Source organism: Bacteroidales bacterium (assembly GCA_031275285.1).
GTDB lineage: Bacteria > Bacteroidota > Bacteroidia > Bacteroidales > UBA4181 > JAIRLS01.
This window is the reverse complement of record JAISOY010000074.1, coordinates 16,038-41,742: the sequence shown is the minus strand read 5'-3', so window position 1 is coordinate 41,742 and position 25,705 is coordinate 16,038. Positions and strand designations below refer to the sequence as shown.

The window sequence follows — 25,705 nt, the reverse complement described above, 5'->3', positions numbered from 1 at the left end:
AAATTTACAAAAATGACAGAGACAAAAACAAAACAACGCAAAGTACTACGCCAGTTGATCAACTATTTTCTCCAGGGTTTGCTGTACATTGCTCCATTAGGGATTACCCTGTTTATTATTTATACTTTATTTGGTTTTATTGACGGGTTATTACATACCACCATACAAAACCTTTTTGGCATCTATATCCCGGGACTTGGATTGGTAGCCATTTTATTGATCATTACCCTATTGGGGTTTGTCGGACAAACTGTAATTGCCCAGCCTATCAAAAAACAGATGACACGTTTGCTGAACCAGGCTCCTCTTTTACAGACGATTTATACTAGTATCAAGGATTTTTTCTCTGCCTTCGTAGGAAAAGAAAGAAAATTCACCCATCCGGTTCTCGTGAAGGTTAACAGATCTGCCGATATGGAAAAAATGGGCTTTATTACCCAGGATGATCTTTCCGAACTGAACCTGAAAGGAAAAGTCGCGGTATATTTCCCTCATTCATACAACTTTTCAGGAGAACTATTCATCGTTCCCGCCGAAAATATCACCCCGCTGGATATTCCTCCAAAAGATGCCATGAAATTTATTGTAACAGGAGGTATTGCCAAGATTACCCCGAATAAGGAATAACATCCCTTTTATTTCTTCGGACTCCCTGGTGCCGGATATTTATAAGCAGTATCATCCAGTACCAGCACCCAGTCTGTTAATTCTCCTTTATCAGGAGAAATAAAGGTACGTGGCCGGCCATCATTATTGAAAGTTGCAATTTTAGTAGACTTTCCGTTACGGGGATTAAACCACCAGGCCTTTATTTCCTTACCTTTGATTACATCTGTTCGGACTTTAAATTCACGGCCTACCGGAACATATACCATCGCATAGGTTCCCGAAACATCCCTGGTAGCGACGAAACGATAACGTCCTTCTCCGGGGATAGAAGTAGCTACTTCACCGGTAACAATGATAGAAGGATCAGGTATCCTTGTCAAAAACGGCCTTGATTCCATCAATAACCGGCCATACATCATCTGTTCCGCACCGGGTTGCTGTATGGCTTCTTTCCATGGCATCAACGGCTGGTTCACAGGAGCTCGTTTTTTCCCGGGGTCATACATCTGCCAAACGGAATGATGGCCGTAAGTATGTCCGAAAGTACCGTCGAATAAATTCCAATAAAGGGCCCTCCGGACATCTACAGCTACAGAATGACCTAAACGGGGTGCATTGAAAGACAACGGATGGTCTTCGTACAGAGGTTCTCCATCCAACACTGGTTTTTCCGGCTTCCTGTTATAATCATCCAATGTTTTACTGTAGTTATTGGAATATTCGGTATTGTGGCCATTCTGCCGCATGTTAAAATCAAGCCATTCTTCATTGTGGAAAGATTCTGCAGATCCCCGGCTTCCCCGGGGATGAAAAGTAACCAGGTGTGTCCCCCCGTCTCCTTTTTTGATACCACGAGCCATGGATCTGATCGTTTCACGATGACGGTCATTGTCCACAGTACGGTCACCTCCCAATATCCAGATCACTTGTTTGTCTTTATACCTTTTCCCTAAAAATTCACCATATACAAAGGCATTTTCCGGCCGGAACAAAGGTTTTTCATCATGCCAGTAACGCCCCCAGGTGGGAAGTAAACCAATGTACATTCCCATTTGATTGGCTTTATCAACGACATAATCTACATGATCCCAGTAATCATTGTCCGGCCCTTCCTTGACAAGTGGTTTCGCCGGATCCTGTTCAAACGGCAGATGCCCATAAGCATTAGGCACTTTATGACCGTCCAGTTCCGCTATGGCAACCGCCTGTATCACAGTATATCCTTTATTTGCCCTGTCTGTCATATATATATCAACTTCTTCCCTGTCCAGCCTGTGGAATAACTCCCACGCTGTATCGCCAAGGTAAAAGAAAGGGACTCCGTTTTTATGCTGTATAAAACGTTTATTGGGAGATACCTGTAATTTCCCATTGATGAAATCAACCGGTTTTCCCTTCCATTGTGCCCGGCAAGGAACCAGGCATATCAGACATATCACCAAAGATAAAGATAGAATATTCCTCATGAGTACTAGATATAAATTAGTCTATATTAAAATGATATCTCAAGTATACCGGGATTGGCCCACGGCAGTCGGCGTTAAGAAAATCCGAAGTGAAGGGCATCAAAAACAAAATCTGTTTGAGCGACAGCGAACTTAGCGTCAGCGATCTCATCGCAGATAATTATTTTGTTTTGCCCGGAACAGAGGATTTTTAGCCAAGACTGCCGTAAGCCTTGATTTTTGCTTCTTTGCATCAAGGCAAAGAAGAGTGAAATAATACAAACGAGTTTCCGACATATACTTATAGATTAAACTCTTTTTTATAACGCTATAATTTTCTCTTACTTTTTTGCATGAGTAATTTTTACTCCTCGTTTGTTCAGAAATGGGATATACACATCCCAAGCATCTTTTTCTGCAGGATTTGCTATCTTAACTGTAACCCCATCAGCATTTTTTGAAAAGACGGATGTTTTCAGTTCGGGTATTTCTTTCTCAAACGGCCATAAGATCCATACAAAGACAGCATCCCTATCGATTTCTTTCGAATAAACCGTTGTAAAATTAGGTTCATAGGTATTGTAAGTACGACTGTACCATCCTTGTATATCCGGTATTTCCTGCCCTTTCACCTGTTCCGGGTTCCAGTTTTCCACACCTACTGGTATTATTTTCAGGTTTCCATATCCATTCATGGTATATACAGAACCGTCTTTTCCTGTGCCGACCTTACATTCCGGGTGCCAATGCCAAAGTACATCAATATCTCTCGGGCGGTTTGTTTTCAGATAATCAGCTACCACCCAGAATTTTCCTTTGACATAAAGTACCGAACGGGTGTGGGAAAATCTGCCTTCCAGTCCTGCAAAAGTATTCATGGATTCGCTACCATAGTCAAAATCCGGCCCGGTAAAATAATGATCTTCATTGAGCGGCGTTTCTGTTTTCCTAGGCCCCGGAGCTTGCCCTTTACCATCCACCAGAACTACATTATGTCCCTGTGAGCCTAATGCATACTTTCTGAATTTATCCGCAACAGTGCCATTATAGGCAAATCGTCCTGCGTCTACCAATAAATCGCGACCGTAGGCCGATACGGAAATATGTAATTTATCATTATGCTGGTGCCCGGTACCCCATGGCCCCATATCAAAGAACAGCCAATGTGCATCAGGATCGAAGCCACTTCGGGAAATCAGGTGGCCTGCCCATGGAAAAACGCAGGAAGCGCCACTGAGCGGCATTGTACCCTCTTTTCCGTTTGATGCAATATACTTCCACTCCAGACTATTATATTTCTCGGCTGCACGAAGTACTTTTTCTCGGTTGAAGTTCAGATCCGAATCATTATTTAACAATCCGGTCCCATTGGGACGAATGGTCCATCCCAGGTAGTTCCACATATCCACCAGTGTACGGGTATAATATTCAGGCATAGGAACACCTGCTCTTTTACAGATATCAGCAAACTGGCTGAAATTCGATAATGCCACATTATGGTATGAAGATGATAATTCGTTCTGGACGCCATCCGGATAAACCTGTTCTTTCATACTGGCAACCATGGTGTTCATCGAATATTCCATCCATCCGGGTGCATCCCTGAACTCAGGCCAGGCACTGGCTACTGTCGCCAATCCGGAGATCTCCATCGTCAACCAGTTTCCTCCGGCATGAAAATTACGCGCATAATGGGCATGCTGGGGCAAACTGATAAGTATGAGCAAACGGGTAGCCGGAGTGATCATTTCCGTATTCCACAGATCATAAAATACTTTCGCCCATGTTTTTACACGAAAACTGACTTCCAGTCCCCGCCACATGGCTGTTCGACTTGATTTTGCAGGGTAAGGCCAGCTCTTGATGATCCAGCTTCTGACAAATTCATCGATATATGGGATATATTTCACATACCCCGTTTTAAAATAGGCGTCAACAAGATCCTGAACGGGATAATGACGGTTCATTGCCCATGCCCACTCTACATCATTTTGAGGTCCACGATGATCCCAATCCAGATGTCCGTCCGGAAGCCGGGGAACCTTTCCTTTTACCCCCTGAAATGAATAGATATCCTGTAAAATTGTATCAGCAACAGGATGGGGTTGATCAGAAGCCGGCGGCAAATCCTTTCCGGGAATCACACGGTCAGATTTTGAATAGTACATCATCAACCGGTCAGAGGCCAGTACCAGATTTCCGGAATGATATGCCTATTTCACATCTTTCAGTCCGGAATGGTCCAGGTCAATGGCTTCAAAAAGTGATTTGACCTGTTCGGGGAACGCTGTACAGACATCATTCACGGTAGTGATGGATCGCCAGTCAACCTGTGCCTGAATAAGCCCCGGAAAAAGAAAAAATATCCAAAAAATCAAGACTTTTGTTTTCATCTTCACCAATATTTCAAAAAGATCCACCAAATGTATCCCATTACTTACCCAAACGGACCAGTTGTGTTTGAACCCCTTCTGACTTAATTGCAACTACATTTTCCTTGCTGCCATTTTGTTTCACCCGGATCTTTGCACGTCCGTTATATGCCTGCACTTTTCGGGATCCTGTCGAAGTTCCCATATTATCTATCAATTTTCCGTCACCGGCCAATTGAAACTCAATATAATTGCGATTATCGAGACATAATACCCCTTGTTCATCGATCAGTTCTGCTTCTACCCAAATATCGTCGTTATCCGCCGGGGTAGTAGAGACCTTCAATTGGGAAGGAGTGCCCCATTTCTCTGTCTGATAGACGAAACTGATCTCATCCGTTACAGTTTCCTTACCTTTATGGCCGACCGCACGTATTTGATTTTCTCCTGCAACAAACGGGATATCCCAGCAAAGACCGGCTGCCGGAAAATCCTGGCTATTACGTTTTTTCCTGCCGTAGCTTTTTCCATTCACAAACAACTCAACTTCCTGACAGTTAGAATATACCTTGATATCTTTAGTATCACCGCTACTACCCCAGCGAACCGGCCATGTATGCCCATAAATATGGATCATAGGCTTGCTTGTCCAATAAGACTGAAACACATAATAGCTTTCCTTAGGTGTGAGATCCCGTTCCACAACTCCTTTCTGGTTCATGTAGGGCACAGGGTTCTCAGGGCGTACCGGCGTGGAAAAATCCTTGAACGGCCAATAAGCCGCACCTGTGAGCCAGGGCATATTCTCCTGTTCTTTCAAATGCCAGTCGATCATATTGCATATATAGGATTCGCTCCATTCGCCGTCTTTTGAAGCTCGGGCACTCCCCCCGTATAAGGAAGCATCCCCGGCACGTTCATCGGCTCCTTCACCTGTCTGTATTGCATCGAGGTTACGGTACGGATCCTCAGCATGACGCCTGGCATGGCTGTCACCACCCCATTCAACATGTAGGAAATGTTTGACATTTTGCATTTCACTATATGATACCCGTTTATAATCCGTGATCTGCCCCCGGTACCATCCGGCCCAGATAGAAGGCGAATATACATCGACAATATCCTTGCAGAAATCACAACGACGGATAGCTGTGAATCGTGTATCATCCAACTGATGGGAAAGATCATGCAATTCTTTCATGAAAACACGTATTTTTTCCTTGCTGAATTCCGGAAAATCATTGGGCCAGTCGTTTTCATTCCCTATCCCCCAGATAAGCACTGACGGATGATTCCGGTGTTGCAGGATCATATTGGTCAACATCCTTTTGGCCTGTGCCTGGTATTCCGGACCACCCAACCCTCCGCGACACCAGGGTATTTCTTCCCATACGAGTATGCCCAGGCTATCACATTGTTCCAATACGATCCGTGACTGCTGGTAATGTCCCAGGCGGATAAAATTTACCCCCATATCTTTCATCATTTTCATCTCCTGACGGATCATCGGAGCTGTCATAGCAGCTGCTACCCCGGCATGATCTTCATGACGATGGGTTCCACGCAACAAGCACCTTTTTCCGTTCAGCATAAAAGGTCCGTGTTCAATAAACTCAAAATGCCGGAAACCGAATTTTTCAATGACTGTTACCTCTCCTGCATCCGACTTTAATGTCAAATGGCAGGTATATAAATCAGGAACTTCCGGAGACCAGACATCCGGTTTCTTTACGGATTTATTCAATAAATTAATCATATCTTCCTTCCCGTCAACAGTAACGGTAGCCCTGGCGATTTCCCGGTTTTTAGGATCAAGGATACTTACATCGGCCGTGGCATTCCTGATCCCGGTAGGATCATAAAGCTTGATATTCACTGCCACTGTCCCCTGTTTTCCTTTATTATCGACAGATGCATCAATGAACACATCTTCAAAGGAGATGGCAGGCAGATAAACCAGATTCAGGTAACGATAAATCCCCCCGTATAAATTAAAATCCGATAAGTCGGAAGGGATCATCTCGGCATCACGGGAATTGTCGCAACGTATAGAAAGAGGGATTTTTCCCTTGAAGCGTTTTACAGCAGCTTCATCCTGCATGAATTTCTCTACCGCTTCGGTAATATCCACACTCCATTCGTCATATCCTCCGACATGGCTCCCGACTTTGGTCATATAGACGTACACTTCAGTTTTTTGTCCGGCCCCTTCAAATTCTAGCAGTATCCTTCCTTTAGGATATGGATTACTGATCTCAAGATGGGTCTTATACCAACCCGGCCCCTGATAATAATTCACATCCGGATCAACAGCATCTTCTGCGTTAAAGCAGTGTGGTAAAGTTACTTTGGTCCACAAAGGCACCTTTTCAGGCGAACCTGCCGCTGCCGGTCGTACAGCTTCCCAAATATTACCGATATCACCACGCAGAAACCACCAATCTTCATTCAACTGTATTTTCCGGGTGGCCGGTACCTTGGCATCTATGGTTATACAACCCAATAGTAGAAAAATAATAAAAAAAGTATTTAGCCGATTCATCTAATTTGTATTAATAAGTATGAGGTAAAAATAACATTTTATTTTCATTGCGGAAAATTAACGTATTCCCATAGAATCTTCCAATGAATATATTTATTAAGCATACATATAGCACGAATAAATAAACCATTAAAATATCAATTCATAAAACAAAGAATAGATCCTCAATTAATTCGTAATTATTACAATAACCCTGTAAAGCAATAGAAGAAAACACTAATCGAATTTTATAACGATTCAATAAATATCATATCTTTACCCTTCGTTTTTATATTTTGAACATTTGTGCAACAACAGGGTTTCTTACTTACAGAAACTGAAATATGATACTATATTCAATATTGACTAATTGATTGTGATATGAAAAAATTATTATTTGCTTTAGGGATCATCATGAGCCTGGGTGTCCATGCCCAGGAACAAAATCGTTGGAAACTTACCGATTACGGGAGCATTACATGGATCATCGACCAGCGTATACCCCACAGTGACCATATTGAAATGAGTGGAAAACAACTCTCGGTGGTACTAAGGTATGGTGTGGATGAGCAAGGGGCATTCACACTGAATCGCAGCATTCTCTGGCCTATGTTGAGATTTGAACCCAATGAGACAAGAAGCCATCTGAACCGTAGGTTCGCGGTAGATATGCTGGACCTGATTCTGGTGAATAACACAACTCTCCGTAATGAAAAGGTAGAAAAGATATCCCTGGATGGAGTAATGACGGTCGAAAGCCGGTTGAATAATCAATTGCAACTGACCCGGATACTTTATCCATCGACCTCCCAAGCCGCGTATTTTGAAAAGTATATTTTCCGGAATACCGGAAACAGGGATCTGAATTTCGAACTTCCCGATGTGGACATTGCATATTCTACCAACAAAGCAACCGGTATTTATGGTGAGTATACCATAGAGGTCAGTAGTTCGCATAAAGGATTCCAGATATTGGGCCCGGGGAAAGAATTGGAATTTACGGTCTCTTTTTCTGCGAGAAAGTCAAATGAGCCGTTGCCTTCATTCAATTTTGACCGGGAACTTGCCAGCCGTAAGTCCCTTGTAAACGAACTCTGGTCCAAGCTGGTTCTGGAAACTCCTGATCCGGTGCTGAACAGGATGTTTGCTTTTGCTAAACTTCGCGGATCGGAAAGCATCTATGCCACCAAAGGAGGATTGATGCATGGGCCCGGCGGTGAATCCTATTATGCTGCGCTATGGGCCAATGACCAGGCGGAATATATCAATCCGTTTTTCCCATTTTTAGGTTATACCACAGGCAATGAATCGGCGTTGAATTCTTTCAAGCATTTCGCCCGTTTTATGAATGATGCATACAAGCCGATTCCCAGTTCGATCATTTCTGAGGGAGTTGGTACCTGGCACGGTGCCGGAGACCGTGGTGACGGGGCTATGATTGCATACGGAGCCGCCCGTTATGCGCTGGCACGTGGAAGCAAAACCGAAGCCGAGGAATTATGGCCGCTGATCGAATGGTGCCTGGAGTTTTGTAAAAGAAAACTGACCCCTGAAGGAGTAGTGGCTTCCGATTCCGATGAACTGGAAAACCGGTTTCCTTCCGGAAAGGCTAATTTATGTACATCGAGTTTGTATTATGATGCCCTGGTCTCTGCCGCCTGCCTTGGAAAAGACATCGGAAAACCGGCCAAGCAACTGAATCAGTACAAAGCTGAAGCTGCTGCCATGCGGAAAGCTATTGAAAAGTATTTCGGATACGAGGTGGAAGGGTTCCAGACTTACCGTTATTATGACGGAAACGATATTCTTCGTTCATGGATATGCATCCCGCTGACCGTCGGCATTTACGACCGTTCAAAAGGCACCATCGATGCGCTTTTTTCCCCGCGCCTCTGGACTGATGACGGGCTATTGACGCAGGCCGGAACCGAAACATTCTGGGACAGGTCAACATTATATGCCTTACGGGGTGTTTTCGCCGCCGGAGCTACGGAAAAAGGCCTTGACTATCTGGACAAATACTCTAACCGACGCTTACTGGGTGAGCATGTCCCTTACGCCATCGAAGCCTGGCCGGAGGGTTCACAGCGGCATTTATCAGCCGAAAGCGGATTATACTGCCGTATTTATACTGAAGGCCTGTTCGGGATACGTCCTACCGGACTTCGTTCCTTTGAAATGACACCACACATGCCTGACCAATGGGAATATATGAATTTAAAATCCGTACAGGCTTTTGGAAGTGTTTTTGATATCCAGATCAACCGTAAAGGAAATAAATTGGAAGTATTGGTGACCAACACCAAAGGGAATATCCTGAAAAAAACGATCAAACAGGGAGAAATTTTGACGGTAAAATTATGATAGATAGGGCTTAAAAGTACAAAACAACGGCTTAACCTTTAGCTCGACGAAGTCAACTTAGCGCAGCCCTTCTCAACGAAGTTAATTGCAAATTAAGCCGAACGCTAATATCTGTAATATAATTAGATAGCATTAAGCGGAACCGAGTTTACGAGTTCACTGAAAGTAATTTGTAATTACTTCTGTGAGGGCTTCGCCGTTCCGCTCTAAAAATAGCTTTTTGGACAGGCCTATGATCCGGCCATCTTCTGCCGACACTTCATTTGAACTATTCCTGTAGATTACCGTAAACAGTCCGTGACCGGAAAGTCTTTTCCAAAACAAAAAAGAGTGATCAGAATTTCTTCCGACCACTCATAAGCATTTATTTCAATCACCGGGATTTACCAGTTCAGGATTTTATAAAAATCGTAGTCCTCCGGTTTTTTCAGGTAAGCTTTAGCTGCTTCATAATCTTCCGGGGTGATATAATGCAATACATTCTCAATTACAGAATGTACCCGCTGACTTTCAATATCTACCAGCCGTGGCGGGATTTTTCCGGTAGTCGGATCCTGAAGATCTTTCAGGAACAAAGGATATACATCACCAGCACCGTCTACATATACCATACATCCGGTAACATTTTCGCTAAACAATTTATGTACGCCAAATCCCAATAAAGAACAATACATACGGTCGTATGCGATCGGATCGAAACACCGGACATCGTATCCGATTTCCACCGGACGGGTTTTTACCTTGATGCCTAATTTAGCTAATTTAGCATCGACCAACTGGCTGAAAATAGCAGCTTTGGAGATCTTCCCTAATTCAGGATGCCCATGGTCATCATAGGTGAAATTGATCCCTGAATTTTTTATTTCTTCATCACTCAATGCATGGAATACTCCTTCCGAAACCATGGCACATCCGTATTTTATACCCATGATCTTACGTTTAACGATAGAAGAAATGATCAGGTTACATATCTTTTCAACCGTGATCTCAGCTTTATTGAACATTTCCGGGATAATGATCATCGGATAATGACAGGCAGCCCCGATACCGAAAGCGAGGTGTCCGGCCGAACGTCCCATGGCAGAAACGACAAACCAGTTTTCACTGGTACGGGCATCTTCATAAATGATAGATCCGGTAACAGTACCCTGTGCTTTGGCAGAATGGTATCCGAAAGTAGGCCTGCAGTCAGGCAACGGAAGATCATTATCAATGGTCTTGGGAACATGGATATTGGAAATCGGATAGTTCTTTTCTTCCAGGAACTTGGCTACACGATTAGCCGTGGATGCGGTATCGTCTCCGCCTACAGTTACCAGAAGTTTGATATTGTTATCCTTAAAGAATTTCAGGTTAAAATCTTCGGCAAAATTTTTGTCCGTTGGTTTGAAACGGCTCATGATCACTGATGAACCTCCACGGTTAAAAATATTATCCGCATAGGTAAAATCGATTTCAACAGTACGCGGCTGAGGATTGAATAACCCGCTGTATCCCCCATGAAGACCGATAACACGGTATCCTTTTTGCAAAAATACTTTGGCCACGCTACCGACAACTGTATTCATCCCTGGTGCCGGGCCGCCTCCTGTTAATATGGCTATTGACTCTTTCATTTTATTGATTAGGTATTATGGTTTTATTTAAACTCTTATAGATGGATCAACCGTTTTCTTCAACGGCATTATCTTCATTTACGGGTAGATCGGTTTCCTGTGTCTCTTCGGCTTTTTCAAAATCAGTATACCCGTTTTCCTGTAAAATATTGTACCACATCAATATTTTCCGGATATCCGATAGATAAACCCTATCCCTATCATAATCAGGGAGTATCTCTCCAAAATACTTTTTTAATTCCTGATCGGTCGATTTATGGGAAATGGCAGTACCTCCACTCTCTTTTGCCTGAATTTTTCCGAATACGGTACGTAAAGGTAAATCTTCGGATTCGGTAAAAACGGCAATATCGTCCAACATGCTGATCTTAGCTGTTGACGGAACATTTGAACGTTTCTTATCTGCTATATTTTCTACGATTACATTATTCCTGCTTTGCGAAATATATTTGAACAAGCCGCCTTGCCCGGAAATAACCAAAATGTCTTTTAAAGCCATAATTTAAATTTTTGAAGCCGTAAAAGTACATTTTTTGCAGAAAATAAAAAAGCAGGAAGATGCTTATTACAGGTTTTAATCATTTATCCGGAAGCCTATTTTTCCAATGCATCTCAATCCTAATATTATCCGAATACTCAGAAAACCTCAATAAACGCATGACTGAATCCAAATAACAATCATCATCGAAAAAGATATTTTGTTTATTTTTGATCCATTAACCGTATCAAACAACATGGAATTGAAACAACTTTTTTTAGGAATATCCCTGTTATTGGCTGTTGACTGTCTAACCGCACAGGAAGCAGACCAAAAAATAGGTGATTTGATCAACAAAAATGACTGGTTTACTCTGGAAGAAATATTTGTGAAAGAAAAAAACAATATCCAGTCCCTAACGCTCAGTTTACTGGCAGAGACACTGTTGAGCCTATCCTTTAATCAACAGGAAAGAGCTTCACAATTGCTGGATTCATTACTTATGTATTATCAGCACGACCTTAGTTTCGAGAATATTTCCAATCTGGTGTTAATGAAAGGAAAAATAATAGGGGATTCCGGATATTATTCCCAAAGTGCGGATTATATCAATCATTTTCTTAAAACGGTTCCTATATTTTCGAATCATATTGCCTTGGCCGAGATGTATGGAGAATTGCGTAATGAACAAAAACCTGAAATTGTCCGGCCCGATAAAGACACGGAAATACCTCTTACAATTAAAGAAGCAGGCAAAGGGCGGTTGATGTTTGTACCTGTTACCATCAACGGAAAAACACGCTCATTCATCTTCGATACCGGCGCCAGCAGCACTTTTATTTCAGAACGCTTTGCCCGGGAAGCAGGAGTACGTATCGTCCGTGATTCTATTCCCATTACAGGCGTAGAGGTCTGTACCGGGAAAACCGGCACCATTGACAGCCTGATGGTCGGGGACATCATTTTCAAAAATCCGATGATATTCGTATCAGATAATACTCCTGATATAGATTCCATTTATCAAATAGATGCCATATTAGGGCTTGACTTTATTAAAAGAGTGGGAGAAGTGCAGATTTTTCCTGATCAGGGAAAAATACTGTTTCCGAAGAGCCGGACTCCTCTGCCCAAAACAGGAAGAAATTTGTTGATCGAAAACAACCAGCCCTACCTCAAAGCCTTTTCGGGCGATGAAAGACTTATGTTCCATTTTGATACAGGAGATGCTGACGGAGAATTATACCAGCCTTATTTCCTGAAACACCAGGAAGAGGTAGAAGGGAAAGGAACCAAAGAAGAAGTCCGGAGAGGCGGATTCTGCGGCTACAGAAATATTTCCGGATACCGGATACCCTCTATATCCCTGAAAATAGGGAATACGGCATTTGACTGGCCGGATATCTTTGTGGCTACGGAAAGTGCACATAGTGTACAACAAGATGAAGATGGAGCATTAGGAATGATCTTCATTTCCAAATTTAAAAAAATAACGATCAACTTTGAAGATATGTTTGTAGAGGCCGAATGAGTCCCGGATCAGATATTTTTCCTATGATGATTCTGTTATGTAATTAATATGAATCAAGGAGGTCTGAAAGACTTCAATATGAATAACCACGGGTGCAACCCGTGGAAAAACGGACAATATGTTACGGCGTCCCTAAAAGGGGCGAATAATATGAACACAAAATTCGCCCCTTTTAGGGACAGGTCGGTTGAGTTCTGCGTTTTCCGTGAGTTTTACTCACGGTTATTTACATTCAGTCCCTTCGGGACAATTAGTAAAAATAAAAACAAGTATTTTACCCCTTGATTCATAATTAAGCTATATGAACAGGCTATCTTTCTTCTTTCCAGATATAAATTTTGTCTGAACGTCGGATGGGCTGTGTTACCGGCATTGAGAATACCTCACCTTTTACTGTTTGCTTCACCGGTTTCATATCTACCCTGATCTCCTGCACTTCCATCTCAACCACCCCGGTAGTATTGCCAATGATCAGAATATGATCTCCCACGGAAAGTGTCCCTGATTGCATCAGGAATTCACCTACACCGATTTTTGAAAAGTAATTGTTGCATAATGCGATATACTCCTTTCTTCTGGTGGCTTTAGATCCATGCGCATCGGTCAGTTCGCCCATACTCTTTCCCAGATAATAACCATCCCAGAAACCGCGGTTGAACACTGTCCCAAGCTTTTCCAGCCATTGTTTTTTATCGACATCCTGAAAATTCCCTTCGGTATATGCTTTCAATGCTTCACTATAACATTGTCCGACAATTTTCACATATTCCGGTCCACGTGCACGCCCCTCCACTTTAAAAACCCGGACTCCGGCCTCGATCATTTGATCAAGGAAAGAAATCGTACACAGGTCTTTGGGGGACATAATATAAGGATTATCCACCGCCAGTTGATGCCCGGTTTCATTATCCAATGCCGAATAGGAACGTCGGCATACCTGCACGCAACTACCACGGTTGGCCGAACGATTGTATTCATGAAGGCTCAGGTAACATTTTCCGGATACGGCCATACACAATGCGCCATGACAAAACATCTCAATCTCCACAAGCTTTCCGGAAGGTCCTGTTATTTTTTCTTTTTCGATATACCTACTGATTTCAGATACCTGTTCCAGGTTTAATTCTCGGGCCAACACCATTACATCACAATATTGTGCAAAAAATCGTAATGCCTGCCGGTTACTGATATTCAGCTGTGTCGAAGCATGTACCTCCACTCCTACTTGCCTGGCATACAAAATCACCGACAAGTCGGATGCTATGACGGCATCGATTCCGTGGAGTTTAGCAGCATGAATAGTATCCTGCATCGCCGGAATATCTTCATCGTAAACAACCGTATTAAGTGTCAGGTATGTTTTTATGGAATGAGTACGACAGGTTTCCACAATCTTTGCCAGATCCTCCAGTGAAAAATTGGCTGATGACTGAGCGCGCATATTCAATCCGGCTACACCGAAATATATCGCGTCGCAACCGGTTTGCAATGCTGCAGCCAGGGACTCCCAAGAACCCACTGGTAACATCAGCTCCAAGTCTTTCCTGTCCATTTCCGTGAAATTAATCAAACAAACGTTTCAGATAATCGATCAAATCTATCTTAATGGGCATTAAATATAAATTGAAATCATGTTTCTTACAGAATTCAATCACTTTTTTTCCAAAGCCGACATTCCATTCCATGGTTGGTTCAAAAGACTTCGGAAATACGGCACTGTTACGCGTTTCCCAGTACAACCTTGACTTTTCGGTAACTACCGGACTGATCCCCCAGAACACATCCATTCCGGTCATGTATTCGGAATAGATCTCCAGTAAGCGCAAATCAAAGAAAGGTTGTGAAAAAAAACCCTCTGCACCGGCATCTGCCTTTTGCATTAAGTATTCCATTTCGTAACGGATATTGTTCCTGTATGGATCGAAGGCAGCATATATTTTTATTCCGTTGGTTTCTTTACGCAACTTCCTGATTAGTTCAAGGCTGGAAGTCGGATGTATTTTGTGCTTCATATCCTGAGGTTTATCACCTTCTATCACTAATACTTTCTGAATCTGATTTTCATTAAGAAAATCGGCCAACGGAAAAGGATGATGCTTGTTAAAATCGATGGCCCGGATATGCGCGATCTTCTCCAGTGAAGAATCAGCCAACATGCAACAAGCATCCCATGAACGGATATCAAAACGCAATAAATCGGGAAAGTTAACGGCTGAAACTTGCGGGATTTCTTTTTCCACAAATGCAGCATGCTCCTGTATGTACTGTTTATCCCGGGGAACCAGTTCCAAAGATATTTTCATAAAGATCCAAGCAAATTATTGTTGAGATTCTGATTCTATATCTTTAAGTGTTTGCTGGTGTTTCCGGTATGTCCGTTTGGTCATGACAATACTCATCTCATACAATAATACTAAGGGAAGTACCACTAATATCTGACTGAAAACATCCGGAGGAGTAATTACTGCTGAAATGATCAATAACACTACATAGGCATGCCTCCGGTATTTCTTTAAAAAATCGGGAGTTATCACTCCGACTCTGGTCAGAAAAATCATGAGTATAGGTAGTTCGAATATCACACCTGTAGATAAGGGAATATACGCTACCGTAGAAAAATAAGAATTTAGCGCTATCTGATTGATGATTTCCTCACTGGTTTCCCATCCGCCCAGAAAATGAACCGAAAGCGGGACAATAATAAAATAACCGAAAGCGGCCCCTACCAAGAATAAGAATGATACTGCCCAGACCGATCCCTGAGCATGCTGACGTTCTTTGTCATACAATGCCGGGGAAATAAACCGCCACATCTCCCATACAATGTAAGGCACGGAAACAATAATACCTGCAATCAATGACACCATAATGGTGGCTGAAAACTGTCCGGCCATATTGATGTTCTGTATGATCAGGTTTTTAGAATTGATACATAAAGACGCTATATTCATATATTCACCCAATTGACACATTAACCGATTAGTGATAAAATCACTGTGTTTTGGTGCCAGTAGAATGTGATCAAAAAGAAAACGACTGAAAATGAATGCGATAATAGCAAATACGACAATTGCAATTGCGGAACGGACAATATGCCAACGGAGTTCTTCCAGATGCTCCAAAAACGACATTTCACCGGATGAATTTTTCGCCATATATCAAAATGCAGAATTACAGTTAATTACCTATTTTTTACTTCCAATAAAAAGTTACTTTTGAAAAAAAATGTCTCAGATTATCAAAAACCCATATTAAGAATCACTAAAATATTCTAGATTTGCGACCCGAAATAGAAATATAAATATTTTGTTGCAATACAACAAGTTATTTTTTTTTTTGCGGCATTGATTTTTTTTGTAACTTTAGCTTGCAAAAGTAATTCAAATTTATTGAATAGAAACAAAGTGGTATCAGCTTTTATTCTACGGACAAAATTGCATCAGGGTAATGGTGGTACTATCTTTGGAAAGGAATGTTTATCGAATCATAGTAATAAAGACAATTAATACCAATAGATCAAGGTTATAAATGGCAAAAGAAGTAAAAAGCCCCATTAGTGAAAATTTAAAAAAGTATTTTGGATTCTCTACTTTTAAGGGCAATCAGGAAGCAATTATCCGTCATGTACTTGACGGTAAGAATACTTTTGTTTTAATGCCTACGGGGGGAGGAAAATCACTTTGTTATCAATTGCCGGCATTGATGTTGGAGGGGACAGCCATCATTATATCTCCGCTCATCGCCCTGATGAAAAATCAGGTGGATACCATGCGGAACTTCATGTCGGAAGACGGTGTAGCTCATTTCATGAACTCATCGCTAAATAAAGCACAGATTACCAAGGTAAAAGAAGATATATTAAGTGGTAAAACCAAATTATTATATGTAGCACCCGAATCCCTTACCAAAGAAGAGAACATACAATTTTTAAAGCAATTGACCATCTCTTTCTATGCTATAGATGAAGCGCATTGCATCTCTGAATGGGGGCATGATTTTCGTCCCGAATACCGCCGTATACGTCCTATTATTTCTGAAATAGGAGAAGCTCCGATTATGGCGCTTACGGCTACAGCAACCCCCAAAGTACAGCATGATATCCAAAAGAATCTGGGAATGTTGGATGCTCAAATATTTAAAGCATCATTTAACCGTCCTAATTTATATTATGAAGTTCGTCCGAAAGTCAATACGGAAAAAGAAATCATTAAATACATTAAAAATAATTCGGGTAAATCAGGAATTATTTATTGCCTGAGCCGGAAGAAAGTGGAAGAATTGGCAGAGCAATTGCAGGTCAACGGCATCAAAGCACTACCTTATCATGCAGGCATGGACGCAGCTACCCGTTCGGGTAATCAAGACAAATTCCTGATGGAAGAAGTGGATGTTATTGTTGCTACCATTGCTTTCGGAATGGGCATTGACAAACCGGATGTCCGCTATGTTATCCACTATGATATTCCCAAAAGCCTTGAAGGATATTACCAGGAAACCGGTCGTGCCGGAAGAGACGGTGGAGAAGGGAATTGTGTGGCGTTCTATAGTTACAAAGACATCCAGAAGCTGGAAAAATTCATGCAGGGAAAACCAGTTGCCGAACAGGAAATTGGCAAACAACTCCTGCTTGAAACCGTAGCTTATGCTGAATCTGCTTTATGTCGTCGTAAATTGTTGTTACATTATTTCGGTGAAACTTATATGGAAGAAAACTGTGAAACCTGTGATAATTGCCGCCACCCGAAATCCCAGTTCGAGGGAGAACAATATGTGGTCATGGCCTTGAATGCAATTATCGAATTACAGGAAAAATTCAAGGCGGAACATGTGGCTAATTTTCTGAGCGGACATGCTGACAGTGCTATGAAGAGTTATAAGCACCATAAGCTGGAAATGTTCGGCTCCGGTGATGAAAAAGATGCCCGTTTCTGGAATATGGTATTGCGGCAGGCATTGGTAGCAGGCCTGATACAAAAGGAAATCGAAAATTATGGTTTGCTGAAATTAACAGCCAAAGGACGTGATTTTCTTGAGGAGCCCTATTCCATCATGTTATCCCAGGACCATGAATATAATGAAGACGATGACGATATCGCTGTCAATTTGGCAGGGAAAAGCAGTACGGTCGACGATGAGTTGTTCAAAATATTAAAAGATCTCCGGAAGAAAATATCCAAGCAAAAAAATCTGCCTCCTTTTGTGATTTTCCAGGATACTTCACTTGAAGATATGTGTATCCAGTATCCGATCAACATGAATGAAATGCAAAACATTTCAGGCGTAGGTGCCGGAAAAGCCCAGCGCTACGGAAAAGAATTCGTGGATGTCATCAAAGCTTACGTTGAAGAGAAAGAGATCATTCGTCCCCAGGATATGGTGGTGAAATCCGTTGTCAATAAATCCGGCTTGAAAGTATATATCATCCAAGCCATTGACAGGAAAATTGCACTTGAAGATATCTGTGAAGCCAAAAACCTGGATATACCTGAATTGTTGACTGAAATAGAAGCTATTGTTAATTCGGGCACCAAACTGAACCTGGATTATTACATCAACCAGGTATTGGATGAAGACCGCAGAGACGAAATATACCAATATTTTAAAGAAGAGGCCGAAACGGAATCAATCGAAGATGCTTTAAAAGCATTGGGTGAAGATGATTATTCCGAAGAGGATATACGGTTGATGAGAGTGAAATTTATTTCTGAATTAGGAAACTAACAGATAAGACCGATGACAAAAGATGAATTAATGTTTCTGGTTCGTAATCCGGACAAAACTGTATCATCAGTTGAGGATCTCCGTCAATTAACGGATCAATATCCTTACTTCCACACTGTACATCTGTTGTATTTACAGGGATTGAAAAAGAGCAATGATGACCGTTTCTCCGGCCAGTTGCACCAGTCATCTATGAATGTCCGTGACCGTAGAATATTGTATTATTATCTCAACGGATCAGCTGATCAGGCGACATTATTATTATCCGACAATGGCACCAAAGACCTGGCTGAAACTTCCGCATTGCCTGAAACTAAGGAACAAAAGGATGACCATATTCCTACTCCGGCTGAAGAAGTGACCATGAGTAACGCCGAGTTACTGGCCATTATTCAACAGCAGATGGAAGAAATCGGTATGGTACGAACAGATAAACAAAAAAAACAAACAAAAGATACTATTAATGTTTCCGGTGTGGGAGAGTCAAATGAGAAAATCAACCTTGCCGACAAAATCCTGAAAGACCTACAGGAGCAAAAAGAAAAAGACACTATTGCCGAGGTATCCTGCGAAAGTAGTATGGATAATGAAAGTAATGACCTGATTGATCAATTCCTGAAAAAAAATCCTAAAATTATACCTTCCGATACGGATTATAAGGTAAATCTGTCTGACAGCATAGAAGATACTCCGGATATTGCCACTGAAACCCTGGCCGATATATACGTCAGTCAAGGGCATATCCAGAAGGCTATTAAAATTTATGAGCAATTAATTTTGAAATATCCGGAAAAACATATTTACTTTGCAGCCCAAATTGATCGGTTAAAAACGAGAACTTAATATTATAAAAATATTCTATGTATACCCTTATTTCCATTTTAATTTTAATTGTTTGTGTTTTCCTGTCATTGATCGTATTGGTTCAAAATTCGAAAGGAGGTGGCCTTGCAGCCAACTTTTCGTCGTCCAATCAAATCATGGGAGTACGTAAAACAGCTGATTTCCTGGAAAAAGCCACATGGACCCTGGCCAGTGCGCTTGTTGTCTTATGCTTGTTTGCAGCATTTTTAATTCCTTCTAATCAGGAAAACGTAGAAAGGTCTATTTTGGATTCACAAATTGAAAATGCAGTAGACCCTGCCACCATACCATCTTTTCCGACTACTATGCCGGTGACAACACCTCCTGTAGAAGGAGCAGAGACTCAAGATCAACCTTAAGATTAACATATAAATAAAAAACCGGCAGATAGTAATCTGCCGGTTTTTTTATCTTGTCCTATTAAGATTTTACAAATGGTGATTATATCCACATTGCTTATGCCATATTGCCATTATCCGGTGAAAAAATGGCAGAAAAAAAATCTGAATAAGTGTCAAATTGGATTTGGCACAGTATGTGTTACATTTTGTTCAAAAAATTCGATTGTTTAACTTAAAAAACCATAAAAAACATGACAAGTGTTAAAATCAAACCATTATCGGACAGAGTACTTGTACAGCCGATGGAAGCTGAGTCAAAAACTGCAAGCGGACTTATTATTCCCGACACTGCAAAAGAAAAACCACAAAAAGGTACTGTAGTTGCAGTCGGTCCCGGAACAAAAGATGAAGAAATGCAAGTAAAAGTAGGTGATGTTGTTCTCTATGGAAAATACGCCGGAAGCGAATTAAACGTAGATGGTGTTGATTATCTTATGATGAGACAATCGGACATTTTAGCGGTAATCTAATTTTATTTAATCAACGTAATCAACTAATAATTAAATAATAACATGGCAAAAGAAATTAAATTCAATATTGAAGCCCGTGACGCTTTAAAAAAAGGCGTTGATCAATTGGCAAATGCTGTAAAAGTAACCTTAGGTCCTAAAGGCCGTAATGTTGTTATCGATAAAAAATTCGGTGCTCCGCAGGTTACTAAAGACGGTGTTACTGTTGCCAAAGAAATCGAGTTATCCAACAAAATTGAAAACCTCGGTGCACAAATGGTAAAGGAAGTTGCTTCCAAAACCAATGATGATGCAGGAGATGGAACCACTACAGCCACAGTGCTTGCTCAATCCCTGGTTACAGTAGGATTAAAAAATGTAACTGCAGGTGCTAATCCCATGGATCTGAAACGCGGTATCGATAAAGCCGTTATCAAGGTAACTGAAAACCTGAAATCACAATCCCAGGAAGTAGGTGATGACCTGAAAAAAGTAGAACAGGTAGCCAGCATTTCTGCTAATAACGATCCTGAAATCGGCAAACTGATAGCCGAAGCAATGGGTAAAGTAAAAAAAGAAGGAGTAATCACTGTTGAAGAAGCCAAAGTATCAGATACATACGTAGACGTAGTAGAAGGTATGCAATTCGATCGCGGATATATTTCCCCGTATTTTGTAACCGATACTGAAAAAATGGAATGTACGCTGGAAAATCCCCTGATATTGATCCATGATAAGAAGATCTCTACTATGAAGGAGTTCCTTCCTATTCTGGAAGCTGCCGTACAAACAGGTAAACCTTTGTTGATCATCGCTGAAGATGTTGATGGAGAAGCCATCGCTACTTTGGTTGTCAACAAGTTAAGGGGATCATTACGTATTGCTGCTGTTAAAGCTCCTGGATTTGGCGACCGTCGTAAAGAAATGCTTGAGGACATCGCTATCCTTACCGGTGGTACCGTAATTACCGAAGAAAAAGGATTGAAGCTGGAAAACGCGACCATTGATATGTTGGGTAGTGCAGAAAAAATCAGCATCAACAAAGACAATACCACTATTGTAAACGGTGCTGGTGAAAAAGCACAGATCGATGCCCGTATCGCACAAATCAAAGCTCAGATGGAGAATACCACATCTGACTATGATAAAGAAAAACTTCAGGAACGTCTGGCAAAATTAGCCGGTGGTGTTGCAGTTCTTTATATCGGAGCTGCTACCGAAGTTGAAATGAAAGAAAAGAAAGACCGTGTAAATGATGCTTTAAGTGCTACCCGCGCTGCAGTTGAAGAAGGTATCATCCCTGGTGGTGGTGTAGCTTATATCCGCGCCATCCAGTCTTTAGAAAAAATGAAAGGCGATAATGATGATGAGACAACCGGTATCGCTATTGTACGTCGTGCATTGGAAGAGCCGTTGCGTCAAATCGTTGAAAATGCCGGTCTGGACGGTGCTGTTATCGTACAAAAAGTACGTGAAGGCAAAGGTGATTTCGGTTATAATGCCCGCACGGATGTTTATGAAAACATGCATGCTGCCGGTGTTATCGACCCGACTAAAGTTGCACGCGTAGCTTTGGAAAATGCTGCATCTATTGCAGGTATGTTCCTGACTACCGAATGCGTACTGGCCGAAAAAGAAGAGGAAAAAGCACCCGCCATGCCTAACCCGGGAATGGGCGGAATGGGTGGAATGATGTAGCATTCAAAATTTTCCTAATACAGATAACAAAGGCCATCGGGTGTTCCGATGGCCTTTCATTATTTTACTCCTTGTCAAAGCCATGAAAAACGGGGACTGAGATCAATCAGTCTAAAATATCATCATCTTCCAGATGGGTATAAAATAAAACCTTTATTGTCCGTCGTCAAGTATGTTTTTATCCCCACTTATTCTTTCATTTTTTATCTCAGGTAAATCTTTCGTGAAGTGGAAATATTCCTCATTTTTCACCAGGCTGTCTCTTACTGATCTTAATTGCCTTATCGCTATTTCCGGGATATCATGCCTTGCTCCGAAATATCTTCTCACTTCCGTATATGTATATTTTTTCTCTTCCCAATTAGGTACTTGTGTATTCACTAAATCGATCTGTTCTTTTAAAACGGCAAAAAGTTCCTTTGTTTGATCAGATTCAATATCAAAAAAGGCCAATTGTTTTAAAATATCTGTTGGTAATGCATAATACCAATTCTCCATTGAATTCCTTTTATTGAAAATATAACGGCCTTGCTTATAATTCTTGATGATGATCTTCTGAAGGATGATTGTATCCAGGGATACCTGTTTATTATTTGAAAAAGCCGATTTTACGTTCATCACCTGTTTAACGGAACTTTCAGAATTCCATTTTTTCAATGTTTCCGTTGTTTTTGTGTCAAACTTTATTCCGTAATTGATTCCAGCATCACTGATTACTTCTTCAATATATTGATAATCGGATTTATATCTTCCATGGTAAGCTTTATTAACAATTTCCTGGTCAACTGTTGTAGTTAACCGAAGTATACATGCGGTCAAAACACAGAAAAGGAACGAAAGGAATATCCATTTCCCGGCACGGTAGACATGCCTGACAGATAGCCAGTTCTGCATAAAAACCACCACCGGAATAAGAATGAAAATGATCCGGTATTCTTCATATAAATTTAAATGATCATCATAACCTGCCGAACTGAATAAAAGTAATGATATAATGGAACCTACACGGGCGACCAACATGATAATTACCCAAAAAATTACGAATGCATTTGTTTGTGAAAGTAACTGATAAATATGGTTCGTTTTCTTTCCACTTGCCCGATGGCTCATCCATATCCAGATAGCAATGGAAAGCCCCAATACTGTAGATAATACTGAAAAAAAGAAATTAAAAAAATTTAGCTCGTGTCCTTCTAATATCAATAAATCAGGTGATGTACCTGTCATTACCCGAAAAGCTTCCCTGACATAGCTGGAAAACAAAGATATCAGAACGGCAGAAAAAAAACCGGCAATAACCCCTATCCAAAACCTCTGTTTACCTATTTTTTGAATAGATATTTTTTCTTTCCTAAATCGGATTCCCGTCATTTTTATAATACGCACTCAATATTTTTTCTGATCAAAAGTCATTGTAATTTACAGTGAAAATTGCGGAAGTTATCTCTCACCCGTTAGCAAATATAGCATAAAATTGTTTGTAAAGTCATAACGATAAAAGATGAAAATTCATGATCTCACGGATTTTCATCTTTTATCGTTATGATTGCAGGCTAATAAATCAACAAAAATACCTACTGATTATTTAACCAGGCTTTTCTTATGGGCTTTAATCTTCTTCATAGCCCAATCATAATGACTTGAAGTTGCCGAAACGCCATAACTACCTAAGCTTGTAGTTCCTGTCCAGGGGTAATATTTGCTGGTAAATAGTTGTTCATCGGAAAAAGACCCTAGGATTTTCATTGTCTCAGCATGGCTTTCTTTCAGTAGCGCCAAAGCATCCGCTAAAGATGTTTTCTGGTGTTTCTTCCAAAATTCAACATTCATCTGGGGATATGTTTTCCAATTGTATGGATCCGGTAAAAAATTAACTTTAATTCCGGCCTGATTGGATCGGATCCAGTTCAATAATAACCGGTGCCATTCATAAAGATGCACCAGGACATCACGGATGTTTTTATCCCGGTCTTCAAAAGAAAAGATTTTTTCCTGTTCCTCTTCAGTCATAGAATCAATCAGAGAAAATAATTTACTGAAATTTTCTTCACTTGCTGATATCAACTGTTCTTTTGTTCTTGGTCTTGCCATAATATAACTTTTAATGATGAATACTAATTCCTGTCAACTGACTGAAATCCGGAACATAATCAATGAACCGGACCAGACAGGGACAAAAACCTGTATCTATTTTCTCACGATCGAGTCATTTTCATACAACCCTTCTTCCCGCAGGCTTCCATCCTCATTATAATGGCGGTACTCCCCGTGACGTTTATTGCTCACATAGGTATATTCGGTCTTCAGGTTACCTGTAGAAAAATAAAAGATCCTGCTCAACCCATGTTTTTTATCATCAACATAATTATCTATCGATTCCACCGATTTGCCATTATTGAAAAATACCTTTACTTCCCTACGGGTTTCATGGTCACTGTATATGATCTCATTCAGGGTCCTGCCCTCTTTATTATTTTCTATCCAAAGTCCATCTTTTTTCCCGTGGACATACATGCCTTTACGCCGCAACACATCGCCATTGACAAATACCTGTGAAAATGCGCCATGAAGTATCCCGTTATCATAATGGCTACGCTCAATAAAATTACCGACGTTGCTGTTCATATAACACATCTGGGGGCCATGTTGTTTACCATTCACATAGTTATGCTCCTTGAGCAGTAAGCCCGTTTTATATTCATAACCACGTTCTATGCCATGCTCTACGCCGTTGTCATATTCTTTCTCTTTCTCCAGTCCGCCATCGGTGTAAAAAGATTTTTGCATCCCGTGTTTATTTCCCTGATGATAGTTGGATATATGCTTCACCGTCTTACCATCATTGAAATACTCTGTAAACTCTCCTTGCTTCATATTTACCTGACTTGTTATAATTACTGATTATTTTTAATAGATCTGCCACAAACACTCTCAGACCAGGTCTATCCGGAAAGAGGAAATCATGTTATCCCTGATGTTCAGGGAAATAAAAAGGCAGTACTAATTTTACGATGTTAAACTATCTGTAAAAATAAGGTATTTATCCTTAATATTTGAATAATATAGGACGCGCCTCGGCAAAGTTTACGAACAAGTTCGACACTCTGCCCTCGGTTTTCTCTATATTTGTAGAATACAGGATGCGGTTCGGCAATTTTTCGAAAGTAAACTTTCTACAATTGCTCTCACCTTTCACTATATTTGATGAAATCTTTTATCCTATTGTATAGGACTGTATAGCATTAATAAATGTCATCTGATCCAGCACATCTCAAAGGAAATAGCTTTTCCCGGAAATAGTATATCCCTTCTGTGCATACTTATTTTCATTGATTTTGTCATCAAAAATCCAGATTGTTTAATTGATGTATTTCTTCCCGCAAGCCGGACTGTTTTTCATGGCCAACTTATCAGTAAACCGGTTAAAAATGATGCGGCATTACAAATTATAGAACACAAAAATGAGTGGATCAATTTAACCCTCAATATCACGCCGATGATCACTGCCTCCATCAGAACGGCAAAAGATTCCCCAATGACCACATACCATATTTTCTGGTCTATATAGTTAGGAAGTACGAACCATAAATAAGGCAGTGTGGCAAAACTGGCAATGAATCCTGTCATCAGTAATCTGGA

General features: G+C 41.0%; 21 protein-coding genes. 8 read left to right on the top strand and 13 right to left on the bottom strand.

Annotation, left to right across the window (positions count from 1 at the left end):
* The first annotated feature begins 12 nt into the window (after positions 1-12).
* Positions 13-627 (top strand): DUF502 domain-containing protein, encoded by a 615-nt coding sequence (locus tag LBQ60_07800; protein MDR2037810.1) that lies wholly within the window; start codon positions 13-15, stop codon positions 625-627.
* A gap of 8 nt (positions 628-635) precedes the next feature.
* Here the strand turns inward: LBQ60_07800 and LBQ60_07795 are convergent, their stop codons facing one another.
* From LBQ60_07795 to LBQ60_07780, 4 genes are all read right to left on the bottom strand, one after another.
* Positions 636-2,075: a glycoside hydrolase family 140 protein gene (locus LBQ60_07795; GenBank protein MDR2037809.1), complete on the bottom strand. Its 1,440-nt coding sequence runs from the start codon at positions 2,073-2,075 to the stop codon at positions 636-638.
* A gap of 320 nt (positions 2,076-2,395) precedes the next feature.
* Positions 2,396-4,243 (bottom strand): heparinase II/III family protein, encoded by a 1,848-nt coding sequence (locus LBQ60_07790; protein ID MDR2037808.1) that lies wholly within the window; start codon positions 4,241-4,243, stop codon positions 2,396-2,398.
* Between the two features lie 24 nt (positions 4,244-4,267).
* A complete protein-coding gene (locus tag LBQ60_07785; protein MDR2037807.1) occupies positions 4,268-4,447 on the bottom strand; it encodes a hypothetical protein in 180 nt (59 codons plus the stop codon).
* A 40-nt stretch (positions 4,448-4,487) separates the two neighbouring features.
* Positions 4,488-6,968, bottom strand: coding sequence for a DUF4982 domain-containing protein (locus LBQ60_07780; GenBank protein MDR2037806.1), 2,481 nt, complete (start codon positions 6,966-6,968; stop codon positions 4,488-4,490).
* 360 nt (positions 6,969-7,328) lie between these two features.
* On the opposite strand from LBQ60_07780, the gene LBQ60_07775 reads away from it, so the two are divergent.
* Positions 7,329-9,311 carry a hypothetical protein gene (locus LBQ60_07775; GenBank protein ID MDR2037805.1) on the top strand — a complete coding sequence of 661 codons (1,983 nt, stop codon included), beginning with the start codon at positions 7,329-7,331 and terminating at the stop codon, positions 9,309-9,311.
* 383 nt (positions 9,312-9,694) lie between these two features.
* Here LBQ60_07775 and LBQ60_07770 read toward each other — a convergent pair whose 3' ends face one another.
* On the bottom strand, positions 9,695-10,927 hold the full coding sequence (locus LBQ60_07770) for a 6-phosphofructokinase (protein MDR2037804.1): 1,233 nt from the start codon (positions 10,925-10,927) through the stop codon (positions 9,695-9,697).
* Between the two features lie 46 nt (positions 10,928-10,973).
* The gene (locus LBQ60_07765; GenBank protein MDR2037803.1) at positions 10,974-11,426 is read right to left on the bottom strand and encodes a DUF5606 domain-containing protein; all 453 of its coding nucleotides are present in this window, start codon (positions 11,424-11,426) and stop codon (positions 10,974-10,976) included.
* 241 nt (positions 11,427-11,667) lie between these two features.
* Here LBQ60_07765 and LBQ60_07760 point away from each other — a divergent pair, with 241 nt between their 5' ends.
* Positions 11,668-12,933 carry a retroviral-like aspartic protease family protein gene (locus LBQ60_07760; protein MDR2037802.1) on the top strand — a complete coding sequence of 422 codons (1,266 nt, stop codon included), beginning with the start codon at positions 11,668-11,670 and terminating at the stop codon, positions 12,931-12,933.
* Positions 12,934-13,243: 310 nt separating this feature from the next.
* On the opposite strand, the gene LBQ60_07755 is transcribed toward LBQ60_07760, so the two are convergent.
* Genes LBQ60_07755 through tatC form a run of 3 tightly spaced genes read right to left on the bottom strand, consistent with a single transcriptional unit; the run spans position 13,244 to position 16,088 of the window.
* Positions 13,244-14,485 carry a U32 family peptidase gene (locus tag LBQ60_07755; GenBank protein ID MDR2037801.1) on the bottom strand — a complete coding sequence of 414 codons (1,242 nt, stop codon included), beginning with the start codon at positions 14,483-14,485 and terminating at the stop codon, positions 13,244-13,246.
* 10 nt (positions 14,486-14,495) lie between these two features.
* Entirely contained in the window at positions 14,496-15,236 is a 741-nt protein-coding gene (locus LBQ60_07750; protein ID MDR2037800.1) for a methylenetetrahydrofolate reductase, read from the bottom strand.
* Between the two features lie 15 nt (positions 15,237-15,251).
* Positions 15,252-16,088: a twin-arginine translocase subunit TatC gene (tatC, locus tag LBQ60_07745; GenBank protein MDR2037799.1), complete on the bottom strand. Its 837-nt coding sequence runs from the start codon at positions 16,086-16,088 to the stop codon at positions 15,252-15,254.
* Between the two features lie 373 nt (positions 16,089-16,461).
* Here tatC and recQ point away from each other — a divergent pair, with 373 nt between their 5' ends.
* From recQ to groL, 5 genes are all read left to right on the top strand, one after another.
* Positions 16,462-18,654, top strand: a complete 2,193-nt coding sequence (recQ, locus tag LBQ60_07740) for a DNA helicase RecQ (protein ID MDR2037798.1) — start codon at positions 16,462-16,464, stop codon at positions 18,652-18,654.
* A gap of 12 nt (positions 18,655-18,666) precedes the next feature.
* Entirely contained in the window at positions 18,667-19,497 is an 831-nt protein-coding gene (locus LBQ60_07735) for a hypothetical protein (GenBank protein ID MDR2037797.1), read from the top strand.
* 17 nt (positions 19,498-19,514) lie between these two features.
* Positions 19,515-19,877 (top strand): preprotein translocase subunit SecG, encoded by a 363-nt coding sequence (gene secG, locus LBQ60_07730; GenBank protein MDR2037796.1) that lies wholly within the window; start codon positions 19,515-19,517, stop codon positions 19,875-19,877.
* A gap of 233 nt (positions 19,878-20,110) precedes the next feature.
* On the top strand, positions 20,111-20,389 hold the full coding sequence (locus tag LBQ60_07725) for a co-chaperone GroES (GenBank protein MDR2037795.1): 279 nt from the start codon (positions 20,111-20,113) through the stop codon (positions 20,387-20,389).
* A gap of 42 nt (positions 20,390-20,431) precedes the next feature.
* Positions 20,432-22,066: a chaperonin GroEL gene (groL, locus tag LBQ60_07720; protein MDR2037794.1), complete on the top strand. Its 1,635-nt coding sequence runs from the start codon at positions 20,432-20,434 to the stop codon at positions 22,064-22,066.
* Positions 22,067-22,219: 153 nt separating this feature from the next.
* Here the strand turns inward: groL and LBQ60_07715 are convergent, their stop codons facing one another.
* The 4 genes from LBQ60_07715 to LBQ60_07700 all read right to left on the bottom strand — a co-directional run bounded on the left by LBQ60_07715 (position 22,220) and on the right by LBQ60_07700 (position 25,693).
* The gene (locus LBQ60_07715) at positions 22,220-23,437 is read right to left on the bottom strand and encodes a hypothetical protein (GenBank protein MDR2037793.1); all 1,218 of its coding nucleotides are present in this window, start codon (positions 23,435-23,437) and stop codon (positions 22,220-22,222) included.
* Between the two features lie 210 nt (positions 23,438-23,647).
* The gene (locus LBQ60_07710) at positions 23,648-24,157 is read right to left on the bottom strand and encodes a ClbS/DfsB family four-helix bundle protein (protein ID MDR2037792.1); all 510 of its coding nucleotides are present in this window, start codon (positions 24,155-24,157) and stop codon (positions 23,648-23,650) included.
* A 96-nt stretch (positions 24,158-24,253) separates the two neighbouring features.
* A complete protein-coding gene (locus LBQ60_07705) occupies positions 24,254-24,940 on the bottom strand; it encodes a hypothetical protein (protein ID MDR2037791.1) in 687 nt (228 codons plus the stop codon).
* A gap of 522 nt (positions 24,941-25,462) precedes the next feature.
* Positions 25,463-25,693 (bottom strand): hypothetical protein, encoded by a 231-nt coding sequence (locus LBQ60_07700; protein MDR2037790.1) that lies wholly within the window; start codon positions 25,691-25,693, stop codon positions 25,463-25,465.
* Positions 25,694-25,705: the final 12 nt, after the last annotated feature.